The organism is uncultured Pontibacter sp., from assembly GCF_947495565.1.
In the GTDB taxonomy this organism is placed as follows: domain Bacteria; phylum Bacteroidota; class Bacteroidia; order Cytophagales; family Hymenobacteraceae; genus Pontibacter.
Map to the genome: position 1 here is coordinate 70,647 of NZ_CANLZM010000012.1, position 17,617 is coordinate 88,263.

The following is a 17,617-nucleotide window of genomic DNA, read 5'->3' on the forward strand; positions in this document are numbered from 1 at the left end:
GGGCCGGGAAGTAAATTCCCGGCCCTGCCTTTTTTATGCTTTACTGTTTCAGAATCCTTTCTGTGCCGCTTCTGCTGCCTTCCTGCCACCGCAGGAAATAAATACCAGCTGCCAGCCCATCCAGATCAATGGTGTAGGAGTTGGTGCCGGAGCTAAAGGTAAGCAAGTAGTTTTTTACCTCCTGCCCTTTGGCGCTGTACAATTGCACTTCCATTTTTACGCTGCTGCTTACCAGGTACCGTAGCGTGAGCTGGCTGTTTTCGCCGGCTACTGGGTTCGGGAAATAACGCAGCACACGAATATCGGCGGGGTTTACCACCACCACGCGCGGAGAGAAACTGCTCTCCCTGTTAGTGTATACCACCTCCAACCGGTAGTATGACTGCTCGCGCAGCGGGTCTGGGTCCGTAAAAGTATAAAACAGGTCTGTGTTGCTTGGCCCGTCTGCGTCTACAGTGCCCACATCCACCCACGATACGCCGTCAGGGCTGCGCTGTACAATAAAGCGGTCCACATCCTGCTCCTCACGGGTAGTCCACTCTACCTGCACGGCATTAGACGTAGTAAAATCTGCTTCTACGGTCAGGATTTCGGGTGCCAGGTTACACTCTCCGTTCGTGTTAGGCTGTATGGGCGGCACCTCACAAACATTTTCGCCGGTGCTCGTGGCCATTACCAATTCCGCACCGTTTATGTCAAGCTGGCTCAGGTCGCGCTCCAAACGGGCAAACTCGATAGCATAGTACATCACAGCCTGCGGTATAATCACGTGGCCCAGTTGGTGCGCGTGCCCTAGCTCGTGTAGCATAACAGTCTCAAAGTCGAATTGCTGCCCGCCTGGCCCTCCTGGACCGTACTGCCAGTTAATTTCGCTGTTGATTTCCATATCAAACTCTGATACCCAAAACAGCGTGTCGTCGGTTATGAGGCTGCGGCAGCCTTCGTAACGGCTAATGGTACGCGCCAGCACCGACTCACCTACTGTAGACTGCGACGCAAACCGTACCACAGAAGAGCCATCGTCAGAGGCTGAGTTGATAGAAGTAAGCCCGCCCAGCGTCCAGTTTACCTCCGATACGCATACCCACGTATTCACCGCCCGGCGAAAGCCCTCTTTGGCAGCCAGCCTGCTATCCATACTTTCTGAAAACAATATAGTATAACCGCCGGCACCGTTCTGGTCGGTAAGTATGGGTTGGAAAGACTTGTTGTCGAAATCAATGTTAGAGTAGGCAAACTCCAGCCTGATAGGTATGGCAGAGGTAAAAGAACTTCCATCGTTTGTAGTTACCCGGATTGGGCCGGAGCCCGCTGTTCCGTCATCCTGCATTACCGACGGGATGTACATTCTGATGCGGGTGTTGCTCCAAGAAATATACTCTGAAGGAAGCGGTCTCACGAACGTCTGTCCGCCATCGTCGGCGTTTTTGAACTCCACAAAACCGTTGCCGCGGCTATTGCCAAAGCCAGTCCCGTTGATAGTAAGTATGGTGCCTGTGCCTGCACTGGCCACAGTCGGTGAGAAGGTGGTGACAATCGGTGCCATAGTGCTTTGCTCCTGCTTTTGCGCATCCTGCACAGATGCGGCCTTAAGCTTTTGATTTTCGGAGATAGTCCGGAACTGCTGGCCCGTTTTGCTGCTTACGGCATCGTATAGTTCCTTTACGCTACTGTAGTTTTCAAAAACGCCATTGGCTGTGCGGTTTTCCACATCGTACCGCACAAAACCCTGCTCGCTGCCGTAGGCGCGGGTGCTAAAGGCTGTGTTGCCGGGAGTTCGCTGCAGCATCTGCTGGCGTTTCAGGAAGAATATGCCCTGCTGCCCGGGTTTTAGTTTAAGCGCCGTAGAGAACACATGTTTCTTAAGGCCTACGGTGCCTCCTTCGGTTATTACTTCAATCTGCTCGGCCTGTACCTCGCCTTTAAAAGATTTGTATACTTTAATAATGCTGGAAGTATAGATATTTTCTTTTCGAGTGTCCCAGAAAGACTCCTGCCGCACCACTTCGCCTTCTATCACCATCTCAGACTGCTGCACACGTTCCTGCAGCGTTAGCGGCAACATATGCTGGGTATCAGAGGCAAAAGCGAGGGAAGAAAACAGGAAGAGGAGCAGCAGTGTATGCGCAGTACGCAGCCATGGCTGGGGTGGAGGTAGCATTTTAGCCATAAAGAAATGTATGGGTGATGATGGTTTCAAAATAATCTTTTAGGATAGCCTTGCAGCAGGCACGTTTATTTACGCAATTTAACCTATGCAGGGATGTGAATATAATATATAAAGTATAACCCGACAGGCAGTTAAAAGTATAAAGCCTACCTTTATCAACTTTAAAGGTAGGCTTTATTACGCATTATGCATATATAAGATACTGCAGGGCTAATTACCTCCTGTTAGGCTCCATCCACTTTTTATACTTCTCATACACCTCCTTCGGCTGCTTTTTACCGTTGATGGACAGTTCCCCGTTATTGATCTGGATGTTCAGGTTGCTGCTGTCGCTCTCTATTATCCCGTCTTTCACGAGCTCCTCCTTCATCTGGCGCATGTTTTCGGCATGTTGCTGGCGTCGCTCCTGCATTTCTGCTCTCCGTACTTCCATCTCGGTTCTGCGGGCCTGCATTTCTTGCTGCCGCGCCTCTTGGCGGGCTTTCATTTCAGCGGCTCTTTGGTGGTTTCTGATCATATGCTCTTTGTGTCTCAGGCTGTCTTGGGCTATACGCTTAACAATTACTTCCCGTTCAAACCTGTTCATGGCCTGCTCTTCCTCCTGCTCGTAGCGCTCCATTTCCTCTTTGTACTGCTCCATTTCCCGCTCATATGCTTTCTGCTCTTTCTTGCTCGCGCCAACCGGCGGTGCAGGCGGGGCTGGCGGAGGAGGAGGGGCAAGTCCCGGCGCTGGTACAGCAGGCTGAGGCGGCAAAGGTGGCAGTGGAGGCATACCCGGTGCAGGTGGCAGCGGCGGAACGCCATCTCCAGCATGACGCTCTATAATGATCCGCTCTTCTCTTACATTTTCCCTAGCTTGGGCTAGGGCCTCCCGCTCCTGTTGCAGCAGCATTTCCACCTCCTCACGATTTGCTTTAGGTGCATTATCCGCTATTTGCAGGCGCTGGTCTACCAGCGTCTTATACTTGTCTATGTCTTTTTTAGGAATGCGCTTACCGTCTACGTACAGCTGCTTTACTTTGCCTTTCTTGTTGGTGATAATCACGACATTGCGGCTATTGCCTGTAGTATCCTGCGCTACAAAACTTATTGCTGTGGCGGTTTCATCCATCGCCTCGGCATCAGCTGCTGCCTCTATTATAGGTGTGTTTTTTTTCTGAGCCTCCAGAGGCTTACGCTCCGCCATTGCCCCAACTGACACGGCCAGCAAGCCTACCACCAGCACCAGACCAGCGGCAAAGCCTTCGGTAAAGGTTGGCTTCAGCGGCTGCCCCACCAGGCGTTTGATGCGATTCATCAAGGAGCCGCGCTGCCCCGAAAAAGCAACGACCATACTTGGTGCGGCTGGCATACGCATCGCCTCCAATTCGGCAAGGGCACGGGCATAGGTGATGGAGTCGCCGCAGAGGGCCACGGCCACGTCATCGCAGCAGTGCTCTCGCTCGGCACGCACCACCCCAGACACCCACCACATAGCCGGATGATAAAAGTACAGCATATCAACCACCAACTGCAGCAGGTTTAGCAGGTAATCTTTACGTAGGATATGCGCCAGTTCATGGGCAAGTATGGCCTCCACTTGTGCCTGTGTAAGGCCGGTAACCGCTCCGACTGGCAGCAAAATCACAGGCTTGGCAACGCCTATGGCCATGGGCACCTGCACCAGCGCAGACTCCGCCAGCCGTACTGCCTGCCGCATACCCATACGCCTTTGCAGCATGTGCAGCTTTTGTTGCCACTGCTCACTCAAGGCTGAGGTTTTGTAATGGCGCAGGCGCTGTGTATAAGCCAAGCCACCTGTAAAGCGTAAGGCCATCAGCAACAGGCCCAGCAGCCACACGGTTACCAGCAGCGGCAGGTGCTGCTCAAAGTATACTTGCGCTATGCCCAACGGATCAGCCCAAAATGATGCATTTATAATACCAGCTGGCACTACAGCTGCTATAGCCATACTTTGTTGCGGCGCAGCAACAGCCGCTGGTTTGCTAAAATAGTAGGCAAAAGTACCTATAGAGAGCAGCAGTTGCACCAGCATAGCCGAGCTGGCCACAGCATAGCGCACGCGGGCCGGTTGGCGGTGCATCAGCACCAGCAACAGGCTCAGGAGCAGTGCCACAAAAGCTCCTTGCCACAGGGCGTGCAGTAAGGTCCAGCCAAGCGCGCTTACCAGTGCCTCTGGCATCAGGTTTTCAATTAAATTCATTTGGTACCTCCTTCCAGTTTATCTAACAAGTTTCTGATTTCGTCAAGTTCTTCTTTGGATGTGCGGCTGTTGCCGAGCGCCTGCATGACCAGTTTGCTGGCCGAACCCCGGAAGGCTGTATCTAAGAAGCGGTTTAACAGCTGCTGCTGTGTATGCTCCTCCTGCAGCAGTGGCTTAAAAATGTGTGATCGGCTCGATTTATCAGCCGCCAGCATGCCTTTCTCCGTCATCAGCTGCATAATTTTGAGGGTAGTGGTGTAGCCGGCATCTTTGGATTTGCTCAACTCCTCGTGCACGAAACGTACTGTGCTTGGGCCGTGCTGCCAAAGCACCTGTAGTATCTCCAGCTCTGATTCGGTAGGTTTCGGAATTTGCGGTAAGGCCATAAGGTTGATGTAGTTATGCTTTGTTCCAAGGTTGTACTGCAAGTATATACGAATAGTTTCGTAATAAGAAATGTATTTACGATTTTTTTCGTAGTTACTGGTGATAGAGAGAGGTTTTAGTTGGGGAATTATTTTTAATGGGCATTCTGCGCTGCTGCTTTATACAACTAGAAACAAGGTGTACTTTGTAGCTGCTGTTTATCCACGGCTTTACAAGCGGCTTGTTTCATTTTATACTTTGGCTCCCTCTGGGCCGGGAGGCCTCGTTCTGGGGGTAGGGGCCCTTGATAAGGGCGTCGCGCTGCCTACATTTCCTTTGCTCCTGCGTCGCAATTTCGCTGAATCGAAACAGTAAATATAGAAGGCGCTCAACCCAAAGGCTGGGATCAGTTTTCGATAGTCACCGCTGACGGAGCTTCAGCAGAGTTCCCCGCCTTAGCCAAGGAGGGGTTAGGGATGGTTGGATGATACAAGCTGACGGAGCTTTCCAAAGTCCCCTTTCGAAGGCGCAGGGGGATGACAATCGTTTCCAGATTCCCCTCTCGGGAGGGGCTAGGGGTGGGTTTGCATCTGCTGCTATTGCTAGCCACTACAAAACTTGTACTTGGCCTAAGCAAATACAAATTCACTTCCTTAGCTAAGAAAGCGTTGTTAGACTTGGCAAATAGTAAAGTGGCAGCAGCAAAGCTTATACTTTACTCCTGCCACCAGCACACTTTTAGATTTCATACTACCAACTGCTGCTGGCGCCGCCACCGCCGAAGCCTCCTCCGCCAAAACCGCCGAAGCCTCCTCCGCCACCGCCACCGCCAAACATGCCGCCGCCAGAGCGGAAGGTGCCGAAGCCGCCAGGCACAATAACAGGTCCGCCGAAAGTGCGGGCATAGCGTCTGCCGCCACGGCCACCGCCGCCTCCGCCACCCATTCTGGAAAGTATAAATACCACCAGTATAACAATGACGATGATGAAAATCAGTGATGGGCCTCCTTCGCCTCGCTCTCCTACCTCTGAAGGATCAGCTTGGTAAGCCCCACTGGCGAGTTCGATAATCAGAGTAGTGGCTTGGTCGATGCCTTGGTAAAACTGCCCCTGCGAGAAAGCTGGTTTCAGGGTACGCTCTGTAATGCGTTTGGCAATGGCATCGGGAATGTACTCTTCCAGCCCGTAGCCGGTTTGTATAGTAACTGTTCGCTCCTCCTTCGCTACAAGTATCATTATGCCGTTGTCATACTTTCCGGATCCTACGCCCCAAAGTTCGCCTAGCTCTGCGGCATACTGGTTAGGGTCATAACCACCGATAGAGGTTAGCAAGGCCACCGTAATTTGTGTGGAAGTAGTATCGGAATAGTTGACAAGCTTCTGCTCCAGCGCCTGCTCCTCCTGCGGGGTAAGCATGTCCGCATAGTCATTTACCAGGCGGTTGGGCTTAGGCGGAAAATCACTGCTTTGCGCAAAGGCTATAAGGCTCAGAAAACAGAAGTGTAGGAAAAGGAATAGGTGCTTCATAAGTATGCTTATTCTCCAAAGGAGATATCGTCGCTCAGTTCGTTTGTGTCGCCGTGACGGTCATAAGGGAAATGCGCCTGCAGCTGCTCTCCGGCCATGCGTACGCCGCGTGCCAGCCCATCGGCGTACTTTTTCTGTTTGAAGTGCTTTATCACCTCTGCGGTAATATCCTCCCAGAAATGATCTGGCACAATGGCATTGATGCCCGCATCGCCAAGTACGGCAAACTGATGGTCTTCCAGGGCTACATAAAACAGTACACCGTTGCGGAGCTCCGTCTGGTGCATGTGCAGTTCGGCAAAAACCTCTGTGGCGCGGTCCAGTACATCGCCTTCGCAGTTGCTTTCTATGTGCACCCGTATTTCACCGGAGGTTTTCTGTTCGGCATCCTTTATGGCTGCAATTATATGCTGCTCATCGGCCGGGGTGATTGTGTCTCTAGGCATAAAGCTTGATTGTTGATAGGTAATTATTAATTGTTGAAATACTCGTAAAGCAATCAACAATTAATAATCAGCAATTTAAAACTCTACCGTTGGGGCCTGTTGGGCTGCGGCATCTGCCTCGAAATAGCCTTTCTTCTCAAAATCGAACATGCCGGCGATGAGGTTGCGCGGGAAGGAACGGATATAGGAATTATAGTCCTGCACCGTCTCGTTAAACTTGCGGCGCTCTACTGAAATGCGGTTCTCGGTGCCCTCCAGCTGTGCCTGCAACTCCAGGAAGTTCTGGTTGGCTTTTAGCTCCGGGTATCTTTCTACGGAAACAAGCAAGCGGCTTAAAGCTCCACTCAGCTCGCCCTGCGCCTGCTGAAAGCGCTGTATGTTCTCTGGGGTAAGGTTATCCGGGGTGATGTTGACACTGGTAGCCTTGGCGCGGGCCTCAATCACATCTGTAAGGGTTTCGCGCTCAAAGTTGGCAGCTCCTTTTACGGTATTCACCAGGTTTGGCACCAGGTCGGCGCGGCGCTGGTAGGCATTCTGCACATTGGCCCACTGCGATTCCACAGTTTCGTCTTTCTCAACCATCGTGTTGTAGCCGCAAGATGATTGGGAAGCTAAAATTACAAATCCAATAAGGTAAAAAAACAGTCTTTTCATGGTTTTAAGTATATGATTTGCTATACGCTTTACTCGGCCTTTGAGGCCATATCAGTACGAATTTAGCAAACTCATGTTAGAAGAAGGCGGTAATTGTTTAAAAATTAATGTAACACTATCCTTTGATACCTGTAATAGAGCCGGCAGCCACATCCTTTTTAGACTGATTAATCTTTAATTTACAGTGTAAAATCAATATATTGCAGGAAAAGTATAGTTTATGAAAGCAATTATACCTGTAGCAGGCGTTGGTTCTAAACTTCGGCCGCACACGCACACGCAGCCTAAATCGCTGGTGCCTGTGGCCGATAATACTATACTTGGCCACATCATAGATAAGCTTTTGGATGCGGGTGTCATTGATTTTGTTTTCATTATCGGGTACCTGGGTGAGAAGGTGGAGCGCTACGTGCGGCAAAAGTACCCGCAGGCAAGAACCGAATTTGTGGTGCAGGAGCCGCGCGAAGGTCTTGGGCACGCCCTTTGGGTAGCCCGCCACACGTTTGAGCAGGAAGAAAGCATACTGATTATATTGGGCGATGCGATTGTGGATGTGGATTTGAAAGCCATCATCGAGGCTCCTTATTCGGTGCTGGGTGTAAAGAAGGTGGCGAAACCTTCGCTGTTCGGCGTGACCGAAATGGGCAACGACGAATTTGTGACCAAGGTGGTGGAAAAGCCAAAAATTCCGAAGTCTAACTTTGCGCTGGTGGGGCTTTACAAAATTATGCAGCCGCAAAAGCTTATCGCCTCGCTGCAGCACATCATTACTGAGGATATCCGCACGCAAGGCGAATACCACCTGACCGATGCGCTGATGCACATGATTAAGAACGGCGAGAAAATGGTGCCCTGGAGCGTAGACCATTGGTTTGACTGCGGCCGTAAGGAAACCCTGCTGGAAGCCAATGCTACTTTGCTAAGCCGCCCTAAATTCCGGGAACGTGACTACAGCAGGCTCTGCCCGGGTTGCATCATCATTCCGCCGGTAAGTATAGGCGAGGGCTGCATCATTACAAATTCTATCATCGGGCCTAACGTGGCTATTGGCGATAATACGAACATAACCAACTGCGTGCTGAGCAACTCTATTATCGGTTCTTACTCGGAGCTGCGGTTTGCCGTCATGCACGATTCCATCATCGGCAGCGATGCCTCCTTCAAAGGCTTCAGCCACAGCCTGAATATTGGCGATAGCACCGAGATCAATTTTGGGCAGTAGACTTTAGCAGCGTTTATGTTTTCGTTACTTAGCCAGCCTTACCCTTCCCGCGACCCGCGTTTTTCCAGGGCTTTTTTACAAGCATTGCTCTCAGGCTTCCTCATCTCGTTTATCCTTATCGTGTTTCAGCCGTTTGGCAGCTACAATTGGCACCACCCTTACAAAAACGTAATATTGGCAGGTTATGGGGTGGTAGCTGTAGCAGTTAATTTGATTGATTTTGCAATTACCCAAAGGCTTTATAAAACATACTTTACCGAACGCAGCTGGACGATTTGGAAGGAAATTTTACGCAATATGGCAGGTTTTGTACTGGCCGGATTTTTCTGTGTGGTGTATGGATACTTTGCCGGGCTCATGCCATTTTCGCTGATGCAGATCACTTATATGGTAGCGGTATGTTTTATGGTTGGTGCGTTTCCGGCGGTTATACTTATACTTCTGAACTATGCTTACCTTTTGCATAAGTATGGCGCACCCATTCAGCCGGCAAAACCGCAAGCTATAGTTGTTGCTGATGAAGCTATACTTAGGCTGGTAGCAGAAAACGAGAAAGACACCTTAACAATACCTGCCGGTAGCTTGCTCTACATTGCCGCCAGCGATAACTACTGTACTGTATTTTACCATGAAAATGAGGAGCTGCAGAAGACTTTGCTGCGCAGTAGTCTAAGTCGGTTGGAAGGTCAGTTGAATGCAACTGAAATCGTCCGGTGCCACCGCTCTTATATTGTCAACCTGAACCAGGTAGGCAAAGTAACGGGCAATGCACAAGGGTATAAGCTGCATTTTGATGCGCTGAATGAGCCCGTTCCGGTTTCCCGTTCCTATTCCTCTGTTCTAAACCAGCTTTCTTAAAAAGCCATTCGCCCCAAAAGCTTATCATTCGCCCCTGGTGCTTGATAAACGTCCCTTATGTTTGCTAGTCAGCCCTTTCTGTAACCGGGTGTCTTACGGGTTTATACCTTTCGGGAAATCTAAAACACACCTGTTATGAAAAAGACACTGAAAAAAATCGGGCTGTTTATCTTGATCCTCCCTTTTGCGTTGTTGCTGCTTGCAACAATAGGTTACTTAGCGTTTGCCCTGTATGCAGTTGGCGGAGAAAGCGCAGAGCATCAGGCTTACCTTAAAAAGAACATGCAGGAAGTAAGGTTAGGGGCAGATAATCGTTTTGGGATATTTGATGAAACATTTTATGCGAATAAGGTTTTCCTGCTAGGCGAAGTGCACGGATATGCAATGCCGCAGGAGTTGGACTTCGAGCTGTTAAAGCACCTGAACCAAACACTAGGACTTAAGTACTACCTGGCAGAAGTAGACTACAGTCAGGCGCACTTTTTGAACGAGTACCTGCGCACGGGAGACGAAGCATTGCTAAGGTATGTATTCCAAACCTGGGTCGAACAGAACGCGCAATGGGGCAATCAGAATTTCTATCAGAAGCTGCAGAAAATATATGATCTGAATAAGTCGCTACCTGACGATAGAAAGATCAGAATATTTGGTGTAGATAAGATACAGGACATAGCGGTTACAAAACGTCACCTGGGTGAATTACTGCAAAACAAGCAGGAAGGGATAGTACTGGACTCTCTGACTAAGTTAGTGCAAAATGATGCGGATACAACAGAAATGCTTCCGGCATTCGCATCCAGACTGATGCAGGAAACGGATATGGGAAAGCCCTTAAAAGAGTACATGGCATCAGGGCAAACAGAAGTGCAGCATATTTTGCAAAACCTGGCTTATCGGCACGACCAAGTAAAAAGAGACAGTGTCATGTTTCTGAACATGGCCAGCCTAACAACTATAAACAACTTGCAAAATGAGCAGTTTTATGGCATGTGGGGCATATTTCACACGCTTCAGACTTCGGTAAACAATGGTTTCAGGCCTTTTGCTGCTTTACTCAAGTATAACGAGTCACCGTTTAAAGGGAAAGTGGTGTCTATAAATATCCTGGCTAATGACAGCGAGAACATGATACCTGCACGAATGATGCCGGAGGCCCTTAATAAAGGGAATGCTTATGTTAACACGACCTGGGTAAATAATGATGGCCCCCTTGTTTTTGTAGATGGTATCAAAGACCTGAAGGCAGTGACGAAGAAAAACTCCATTACAATTTTTAAAGTAGATGCCGAAAACTCTCCTTACCGAACATCTTCCCGTTTAGCTGAGACCACTATTTTGATTCCGAACCAAGGGATTAAACCCGATGCCGAAAACCCTACCATTACCCAGGCATGCCAGTATGTTGTCCTGATTAGAAACTCAAAAGCTTTAACCCCTATCAAAACCTTGCTGTAAATATAAAATTGCTGAAACATACAGCCTACTTTACTGAACTGGTACCTCGTGGTTGAAATTTCGCTTATTACCAACTGGCTCCCGGGCTATCCTGAACTTGTGGCATACCATGACAACGCACCACCTATAGTTCTTTTCAATATTCCTTAGCTTATCACGAAACACAACTTAAAGCCGGATGGGAAGAATATGGGAAAAACCACTGTACTACTGCAGGCTTTTAATACCGGATCCACGTGCATAAAAAACTCCTGTGCTTGCCTAAAATGGGGCAACACAGGAGTTTTAAATTGTATCGGCAATGGTTGTCCTACAAAAACGTCAGCTCGTTCAACTGGTCCAGCATCCAGCCGGTGAGGCTGTAGCGGTTGCGGGTGGCTACCAGCACCTCGTGCGGGATGAGGTCGGCGCGGAAACAGGCCAAGCGGCCAGCTATTGGCAGAATGTCTACTTCTTCCTCAGAGCCGTCCTCTTGGGGCAAGTATAAACGCAGGTTGCCGCCGTGCTCGGGCAGCCAGTCCTCGTTCAGGTAACAGATAAAGGACAGGCGGCGGTGGTCGTTTTCCTTGAACTGGTCGATGTGGCGCTGGTATACTGTGCCCGGAGGGTATACGGTAAAGTGAAACTCAAAATCCTTAAGGCCCAAAAAGCAGGTGCGGTTAATGTAGCGCATCACCTCATGCATGCGGTCCAGGAACACCTGCGTGGGTGGCAGCGCCTCCGAGGGCTCAATCCAACGGATAAAGTCGCCGCGCACCTCCTTGTCCACAGTAAACTGGTCCGAGGAGCCAATGCCGGCTTTCTTAAACGTGCCCTGCTCTTTGTGGTGCGTAAGCACTTCCAGCAGGTCGCGCACCTCTTGCGGCTCCAAGAAATTATCTATAATAGCATAGCCCTTATCGGACAAGCGGTCGGCGATCTGCTCAAACTTCAGGAGCAGGCTGTCCTCTAAAACTTCTTCAATCATCTGTAAAACGCTATACTTTGCTCAGGTTCAGGAGAAAAGCGTGCAAAAGTAACCGCTAAACACATCGCTTGTATACTTATGGCGCTCCGGCAGGATAAATAATTTTTTCAGGCTTCGGAAGTATGATTTTTAATGCTACAAGCGCAGCAAAACCATACTTTAGCTGATTTTTTGTATCTTGTTGGAGCAGATGCGCAAGTATAAACTTTAAACAAACTACTGGCTTGGCCATTATGAAAAAGACAACCGTATTTATGCTGGCTGGCGGCCTCTCGGCCTTGTCGGCTTGCAAATCAACACAAAACGATACAACTGCCACTGGCATGACCACAGAAACAACAACAACGGCCTCGGCAGAGGCAACAGCATTAGATTACCCGAATACAAAAAAAGTAGACCACGTAGACGATTATTTCGGCACCCAGGTGGCTGACCCTTACCGCTGGCAGGAAACCCACGACGAGCAGCTGGACGAGTGGATTGCCCAGGAGAACGAGGTAACGCAGGGCTACCTGAACAGCATCGAGTTCCGCGACGACATAAAAAATCGCTTGACCGAAATCTGGAACTACCCGAAGTATGGCGCTCCTTTTAAAGAGGGCGGCAAATACTATTTCTTTAAGAACGATGGTTTGCAAAACCAGAGCGTACTGTACGTGCAGGAGAGCCTGGAGGCCGAGCCAAAGGTGTTCTTCGACCCGAACAAGCTGAGCTCTGACGGCACGGTGGCGCTTACTGCCCTGCAGTTTTCTAAAGATGGCAAGTATGTAGCTTACGGCACATCAAGCGGAGGCTCCGACTGGAACACCTACCACATAATGGAAACCGCCACCGGTAAAAAGCTGGATGACCAGCTGGATTGGGTGAAGTTCTCGAGCCCGAGCTGGAGCGGCAACGGCTTCTTCTACAGCCGCTACGATGCCCCGACCGAGGGTAATAAGTTGGCCAATAAGAACGAGTACCACAAAGTATACTACCATAAGATTGGCACGCCGCAGAGCCAGGACCAACTAGTGTATGAGGACAAGAAAAACGCGCTGCGCAACTTCTACGGCCAGACTACAGACGATGAGCGCTTCCTGATCCTGAACGTGTCGGAGGGCGCGAGCGGGGCCAATGCCTTATACTTTAAAGACCTGAAAGACGCCAAGGCTAACATCAAACCTGTGGTGGATAACTTCGAGAGCGAGTACAACGTGGTGGATAACTTCGGCGATAAGCTGCTGGTGATGACGAACAAGAACGCGCCGCGTTACCGCCTGGTGATGATCGACCCGAAAAACCCGCAGGAAGCGAACTGGAAAACCGTGGTGCCGGAGTCGCAGAACGTGATTCAGGGCGTGTCGGCTGTGGGCGGGCGCATTGTTGTAACCTACATGAAAGACGCAGCCAGCCAGGTAGTAGTATACGACCAAAGCGGCAAGCAACTGAACACCGTGGAGCTGCCAACGCTGGGCACCGTGAGTGGTTTTAGCGGCAAGCAGCAGGACAAAGAGGTATTCTTCACCTTCACCTCCTTTACCTACCCGCCAACCATTTACCGCTACGATGTGGTGAACAACAAAGTAACGCAGTTCCGCAAAACCGAGGTAAACGTAAATACCGATGCCTTCGAAACGAAGCAGGTGTTTTATACTTCCAAGGACGGCACTAAAGTGCCGATGTTCATCGTGCACAAGAAAGGCCTGAAATTGGATGGCACTAACCCGACTTACCTGTATGCCTACGGTGGCTTCAACATCTCCCTGACGCCAAGCTTTAGCATTGCCAACATGCTGTGGCTAGAGAACGGAGGCGTATACGCGCTACCAAACCTGCGAGGCGGCGGTGAGTACGGCGAAGACTGGCACAAAGCCGGCATGACGCCAAACAAGCAGAACGTATTCGATGATTTTATCGCGGCAGCCGAGTACCTGATCGACCAGAAGTATACTTCCTCCGAGAAACTGGCCGTGGCCGGTGGTTCTAACGGTGGTTTGCTGGTAGGCGCCTTCATGACGCAACGCCCGGAACTGGCCAAAGTAGCCATTCCTGCCGTGGGCGTGATGGACATGCTGCGCTTCCACAAGTTCACTATTGGCTGGGCCTGGGTGCCGGAGTATGGCTCTTCGGACGATGAGGCGCAGTTTAAAAATCTCTATACGTTCTCGCCGCTGCACAACATCAAGGAAGGTGTAAAATACCCAGCTACGCTGGTGAAAACCGCCGACCACGACGACCGCGTAGTGCCGGCGCACTCGTTCAAGTTCATCTCTGAGCTGCAGGACAAAGGCGCACCGGGCAACCCATACTTAATTAGAGTGGATGTGCGCGCAGGCCACGGTGCCGGTAAGCCAACCTCGCTCGTAATCCAAGAATACGCCGATACCTATGCGTTCATCTATAAAAACATGGGCATAAACCCGTACCAGCAAAACCAGTAACACCCAAGTATAAATCTGCCATTTATACTTTAGCCGCGCTTCCTGTTTCAGGTGGCGCGGCTTTTTTGTTCATCAGCAAAACGAAACTATAAAAGACCCGGTTCTGGATAAGCTTTTTAATATATTTAAGGTAATTCTAATTTATAAAGTATAAACCTGTTGCATGAGATCTGAAACACATACTAACGAAAGTCCAAATGAGCTGTACCTGGATGTAAGGCTGCTGCAAAACCTCTCTGGTACAGCTAAATGGGGTAAAGTGCTGGCCGTGCTCGGGTTCATACTGGCAGGGTTTATACTTGTATTCGGGTTATTTATGCAGCAGATGGTAGAAAGCCCTGTTCTGCAAGAGAGCGCAGCTAATGTGGGGTTCTCCGGCTTCACCATTGTCGTGTATGCCTTCGTGGCGCTGGTATATTTTTTCCCGTCGTTGTACCTCTATAATTTCTCCTCAAGCATGCAGCAAGGAGTTGAGGAGCGGAGCCGCCAAAAAGTGGGCAAGGCCATCGGCAAGCTTAAAATCCTGTTTAAATTCCTGGTGATCATGCTGATTCTTTTCCTGGTGCTGTTTGCGGGCTCGCTTGTGTTGCTGCTGGCTGGCGCAAAAGTATAGGTTTTTTGAAGTATAGCCATTATTTTATACTTTAACAGCTCTGATCATATCATTAAACAACTAATACATTAAAAATGGAAACAGACTTTTATGACAATACGCCTGAGCCACAATCGCTTACCATTACACTGCCCTCCGCCGCTTACCTGCGCGAAATAGCCAAATGGGGTAAATTTTTAGCGATCGTTGGCTTTATAGGTATAGGACTTATGGTGATAATAGCGCTGTTTGCCGGAACTGCCATAGGATCTATGTCTCTGCCAGAGGAGTCTGGCGGTAGCGCAGCCGGCATGATTGGCGGAGGTTTCTTTATGTTTTTTTACCTGCTTTTCGCGCTGTTATACTTCTTTCCGGTGCTATACCTGTACCGTTTCTCAGGTAAAATGCAGGAAGCGCTGCGCCTGCAAAACGAAGAGCTGCTTGTTACCTCCTTCGCTAACCTGAAGTCGCTTTTCAAGTTTATGGGCGTGCTCACTATTATTATGCTGAGCTTTTACGTGTCGGCTATGCTGTTCGTGTTCTTAGGCATGGGCATTGGCTCTATGATGTAATACTAAAAAGCAACGAGTATGGTTAACAGATTTCTAAGAGCAAAACACTGGCAGTTGTTTCTGCTGACCTTCGGGATTCCACTTATTTTCCAGGTGATAATGATGGGAATAGTATTCACAAGCATTGGGCGGGAAGGCTCCCCGGCCCCTCAGTTTATGTTCTCTTATTTTCGCCTTTTCCCGGTAATGATGATTATTTTCATGGCCGTTTACTTTGGGTGGTTCTGGGCAGTGGCTATTGGTCTACAACAACATGTGCCAGAGAGTGTGCATATGAAAGTGAAAAAGTTTAAAGTGCTTTTTCTGATCCCGATGCTGTACATGCTGTTGCTGGCGCTGTTTATTGGCGGCTTTATGCAGTTTGTTGTTAGCAGCGAAGGGCCCAGCGGTGGATTCATAGGAGGCATAGCTGCTATAATTGTACCCTTGCACCTGCTGTCTATGTTCTGTATTTTCTATACGCTGTACTTCGTTGCTAAAACTATAAAAACAGTAGAGCTGCAGCGGGAAGTGAACTTCTCTGACTTTGCCGGCGAGTTTTTCATGATCTGGTTTTACCCAATCGGAGTGTGGATCTTGCAACCGAAAATCAATGCCATAGTGCGCTAAAGCAAAGGAAAGCATTTCGATATATGTACAAGACCTGCCACTTTAACGGCAGGTCTTGTACTTTTTTAGGCTGACCAAAGTATGGCGGCAGCAGCTATTCTTGCGTACCTTCGCAGAGAACCAAGTATACAAGCGATGAAATCAAGGGCAGGCGAAAGTAAATTTACCGTACGCTCCAACGAGATAGATTACCGTGGCCAGGCAACCATGCCGGCACTGGTTGGTTATATGCAGGAAGCCGCCTGGGAAAATACCGCCAACCTGGGCATATCCATGTATGATTTGCTGGAGCGCGGCTTAACCTGGGTGTTGCAGCGCATGCGCGTGGAAATATTTCGGTACCCAGCGCACAACGATAATATAACCGTGGAAACCTGGGCTTCGGGCCGGGAACGCGTTTTCCTGCACCGCGATTTCAGGATTTACAATGAAGCCCGAGAGCTGCTGGGGCAGGCAACCAGCGTGTGGCTGGTGATGGATGTGGTGAAGCGGCAACTGGTGTCGGTGCCTGATTTTATCATGGCCGTGGAAGTGGTGCCGGAAAGCGAGCCGCTACCCTTCGCCAAAGAGAAATTACCGCAACTGCAAGAACCACAGCAAGAGCAGCAGATCCCCGTGCGCTGGCACGACATCGACCTGAACCGCCACGTAACCAACACGCGCTACCTGCAATGGACCCTAGACACCTTGCCCATAGAGTTACTGGAGCAAAACCAACTGCAGCAAATCGACATTATCTTTAAGTCAGAAAGTATACTTGGCGATACGGTAACTTCAGCCGCTGCACCTGCCACGGGGGAAGAGAATTTATACCTGCACCAACTTACCAGCCAGGCAACCGGCAAAGAACTGGTGCAGGCCCAAACAGCGTGGAGAAAGTTAGAAAGTTAGAAAGTTAGAAAGTTAGAAAGTTAGAAAGTTAGAAAGTTAGAAAGTTAGAAAGTTAGAAATAGGGTGTTATAACACGCCGCGTAGCAAGCAACAGTCTAACCATCCACCTATTTAGCAATCAACAATAAATAATCAACAATTAATCATGAATATAAGAAAAGGAACGATAGACGACCTGCCGCAGGTATATAACCTGATAAAGGAGTTAGCCGAGTATGAGCGGGCGCCGCAGGAGGTTACTACATCATTGCTAGAAATGGAACGCGACGGCTTCGGCGAGAATGCAATCTATAAATTCTTTGTGGCCGAAAACGAAGAGGGTGTGGTTGGCATAGCACTTTACTATACTGCTTACTCCACCTGGAAAGGCAGAATGCTGTTCCTGGAGGACCTGGTGGTAACAGAGCGGCTGCGGCGCACGGGTATTGGCAAAAAATTGTTTAACGCTGTAGCGCGTGAGGCAAAGGAAACCGGAGCAAAACGCTTTAAGTGGCAGGTGCTGGAGTGGAACGAGCCAGCCATTGCTTTCTACAAAAAAATCGGGGCCAACCTGGACCCAGAGTGGATTAACTGCAACATGACCGAAGAGCAGATACAGAAGTACGTAGACTGATTGGCAAAAGCAGCAAAGCCAGCGACTACAGAAAATCGCTGGCTTAGTG

General features: G+C 49.6%; 16 protein-coding genes. 9 read left to right on the forward strand and 7 right to left on the reverse strand.

The features are described from left to right. Positions 1-40: 40 nt before the first annotated feature. The 6 genes from Q1B04_RS15040 to Q1B04_RS15065 all read right to left on the reverse strand — a co-directional run bounded on the left by Q1B04_RS15040 (position 41) and on the right by Q1B04_RS15065 (position 7,366). A complete protein-coding gene (locus Q1B04_RS15040) occupies positions 41-2,170 on the reverse strand; it encodes a T9SS type A sorting domain-containing protein (protein WP_299760215.1) in 2,130 nt (709 codons plus the stop codon). A 214-nt stretch (positions 2,171-2,384) separates the two neighbouring features. Beyond that, positions 2,385-4,373, reverse strand: a complete 1,989-nt coding sequence (locus tag Q1B04_RS15045) for a M56 family metallopeptidase (protein WP_299760217.1) — start codon at positions 4,371-4,373, stop codon at positions 2,385-2,387. Beyond that, a complete protein-coding gene (locus Q1B04_RS15050) occupies positions 4,370-4,759 on the reverse strand; it encodes a BlaI/MecI/CopY family transcriptional regulator (protein WP_299760219.1) in 390 nt (129 codons plus the stop codon). The genes Q1B04_RS15045 and Q1B04_RS15050 overlap by 4 nt, the downstream gene beginning before the upstream one ends. Before the next feature lie 730 nt (positions 4,760-5,489). Continuing rightward, positions 5,490-6,266 carry a YgcG family protein gene (locus Q1B04_RS15055; protein ID WP_299760221.1) on the reverse strand — a complete coding sequence of 259 codons (777 nt, stop codon included), beginning with the start codon at positions 6,264-6,266 and terminating at the stop codon, positions 5,490-5,492. 8 nt (positions 6,267-6,274) lie between these two features. Then, on the reverse strand, positions 6,275-6,712 hold the full coding sequence (locus Q1B04_RS15060; protein WP_299760223.1) for a TPM domain-containing protein: 438 nt from the start codon (positions 6,710-6,712) through the stop codon (positions 6,275-6,277). Positions 6,713-6,787: 75 nt separating this feature from the next. Then, positions 6,788-7,366 carry a LemA family protein gene (locus Q1B04_RS15065; protein ID WP_299760225.1) on the reverse strand — a complete coding sequence of 193 codons (579 nt, stop codon included), beginning with the start codon at positions 7,364-7,366 and terminating at the stop codon, positions 6,788-6,790. 220 nt (positions 7,367-7,586) lie between these two features. Between Q1B04_RS15065 and Q1B04_RS15070 the strand changes: the two genes are divergently transcribed. The 3 genes from Q1B04_RS15070 (at position 7,587) to Q1B04_RS15080 (ending at position 10,901) form a co-directional block, all read left to right on the forward strand. Next, entirely contained in the window at positions 7,587-8,588 is a 1,002-nt protein-coding gene (locus tag Q1B04_RS15070; protein WP_299760227.1) for a sugar phosphate nucleotidyltransferase, read from the forward strand. 15 nt (positions 8,589-8,603) lie between these two features. After that, positions 8,604-9,446, forward strand: coding sequence for a LytTR family DNA-binding domain-containing protein (locus Q1B04_RS15075; RefSeq protein WP_299760229.1), 843 nt, complete (start codon positions 8,604-8,606; stop codon positions 9,444-9,446). A gap of 135 nt (positions 9,447-9,581) precedes the next feature. Continuing rightward, entirely contained in the window at positions 9,582-10,901 is a 1,320-nt protein-coding gene (locus tag Q1B04_RS15080; protein ID WP_299760231.1) for a hypothetical protein, read from the forward strand. Between the two features lie 310 nt (positions 10,902-11,211). On the opposite strand, the gene Q1B04_RS15085 is transcribed toward Q1B04_RS15080, so the two are convergent. After that, entirely contained in the window at positions 11,212-11,868 is a 657-nt protein-coding gene (locus Q1B04_RS15085) for a 2OG-Fe(II) oxygenase (RefSeq protein WP_299760233.1), read from the reverse strand. A 233-nt stretch (positions 11,869-12,101) separates the two neighbouring features. On the opposite strand from Q1B04_RS15085, the gene Q1B04_RS15090 reads away from it, so the two are divergent. From Q1B04_RS15090 to Q1B04_RS15115, 6 genes are all read left to right on the forward strand, one after another. After that, entirely contained in the window at positions 12,102-14,291 is a 2,190-nt protein-coding gene (locus Q1B04_RS15090) for a prolyl oligopeptidase family serine peptidase (protein WP_299760235.1), read from the forward strand. A gap of 163 nt (positions 14,292-14,454) precedes the next feature. After that, positions 14,455-14,904 carry a hypothetical protein gene (locus Q1B04_RS15095; RefSeq protein ID WP_299760237.1) on the forward strand — a complete coding sequence of 150 codons (450 nt, stop codon included), beginning with the start codon at positions 14,455-14,457 and terminating at the stop codon, positions 14,902-14,904. Positions 14,905-14,978: 74 nt separating this feature from the next. Further along, positions 14,979-15,455: a DUF5362 family protein gene (locus Q1B04_RS15100; RefSeq protein WP_299760239.1), complete on the forward strand. Its 477-nt coding sequence runs from the start codon at positions 14,979-14,981 to the stop codon at positions 15,453-15,455. A gap of 18 nt (positions 15,456-15,473) precedes the next feature. Beyond that, positions 15,474-16,064, forward strand: coding sequence for a hypothetical protein (locus Q1B04_RS15105; protein ID WP_299760241.1), 591 nt, complete (start codon positions 15,474-15,476; stop codon positions 16,062-16,064). A gap of 135 nt (positions 16,065-16,199) precedes the next feature. Further along, a complete protein-coding gene (locus Q1B04_RS15110) occupies positions 16,200-16,955 on the forward strand; it encodes an acyl-ACP thioesterase domain-containing protein (RefSeq protein WP_299760243.1) in 756 nt (251 codons plus the stop codon). A 145-nt stretch (positions 16,956-17,100) separates the two neighbouring features. Continuing rightward, entirely contained in the window at positions 17,101-17,568 is a 468-nt protein-coding gene (locus tag Q1B04_RS15115) for a GNAT family N-acetyltransferase (RefSeq protein ID WP_299760245.1), read from the forward strand. Positions 17,569-17,617 lie beyond the last annotated feature (49 nt).

Bases quoted from the DNA above. Each gene is read 5' to 3' on its own strand.
- Q1B04_RS15040 (WP_299760215.1), bottom strand. From the start codon at position 2,170: ATGGCTAAAATGCTACCTCCACCCCAGCCATGGCTGCGTACTGCGCAT.
- Q1B04_RS15045 (WP_299760217.1), bottom strand. From the start codon at position 4,373: ATGAATTTAATTGAAAACCTGATGCCAGAGGCACTGGTAAGCGCGCTT.
- Q1B04_RS15050 (WP_299760219.1), bottom strand. From the start codon at position 4,759: ATGGCCTTACCGCAAATTCCGAAACCTACCGAATCAGAGCTGGAGATA.
- Q1B04_RS15055 (WP_299760221.1), bottom strand. From the start codon at position 6,266: ATGAAGCACCTATTCCTTTTCCTACACTTCTGTTTTCTGAGCCTTATA.
- Q1B04_RS15060 (WP_299760223.1), bottom strand. From the start codon at position 6,712: ATGCCTAGAGACACAATCACCCCGGCCGATGAGCAGCATATAATTGCA.
- Q1B04_RS15065 (WP_299760225.1), bottom strand. From the start codon at position 7,366: ATGAAAAGACTGTTTTTTTACCTTATTGGATTTGTAATTTTAGCTTCC.
- Q1B04_RS15070 (WP_299760227.1), top strand. From the start codon at position 7,587: ATGAAAGCAATTATACCTGTAGCAGGCGTTGGTTCTAAACTTCGGCCG.
- Q1B04_RS15075 (WP_299760229.1), top strand. From the start codon at position 8,604: ATGTTTTCGTTACTTAGCCAGCCTTACCCTTCCCGCGACCCGCGTTTT.
- Q1B04_RS15080 (WP_299760231.1), top strand. From the start codon at position 9,582: ATGAAAAAGACACTGAAAAAAATCGGGCTGTTTATCTTGATCCTCCCT.
- Q1B04_RS15085 (WP_299760233.1), bottom strand. From the start codon at position 11,868: ATGATTGAAGAAGTTTTAGAGGACAGCCTGCTCCTGAAGTTTGAGCAG.
- Q1B04_RS15090 (WP_299760235.1), top strand. From the start codon at position 12,102: ATGAAAAAGACAACCGTATTTATGCTGGCTGGCGGCCTCTCGGCCTTG.
- Q1B04_RS15095 (WP_299760237.1), top strand. From the start codon at position 14,455: ATGAGATCTGAAACACATACTAACGAAAGTCCAAATGAGCTGTACCTG.
- Q1B04_RS15100 (WP_299760239.1), top strand. From the start codon at position 14,979: ATGGAAACAGACTTTTATGACAATACGCCTGAGCCACAATCGCTTACC.
- Q1B04_RS15105 (WP_299760241.1), top strand. From the start codon at position 15,474: ATGGTTAACAGATTTCTAAGAGCAAAACACTGGCAGTTGTTTCTGCTG.
- Q1B04_RS15110 (WP_299760243.1), top strand. From the start codon at position 16,200: ATGAAATCAAGGGCAGGCGAAAGTAAATTTACCGTACGCTCCAACGAG.
- Q1B04_RS15115 (WP_299760245.1), top strand. From the start codon at position 17,101: ATGAATATAAGAAAAGGAACGATAGACGACCTGCCGCAGGTATATAAC.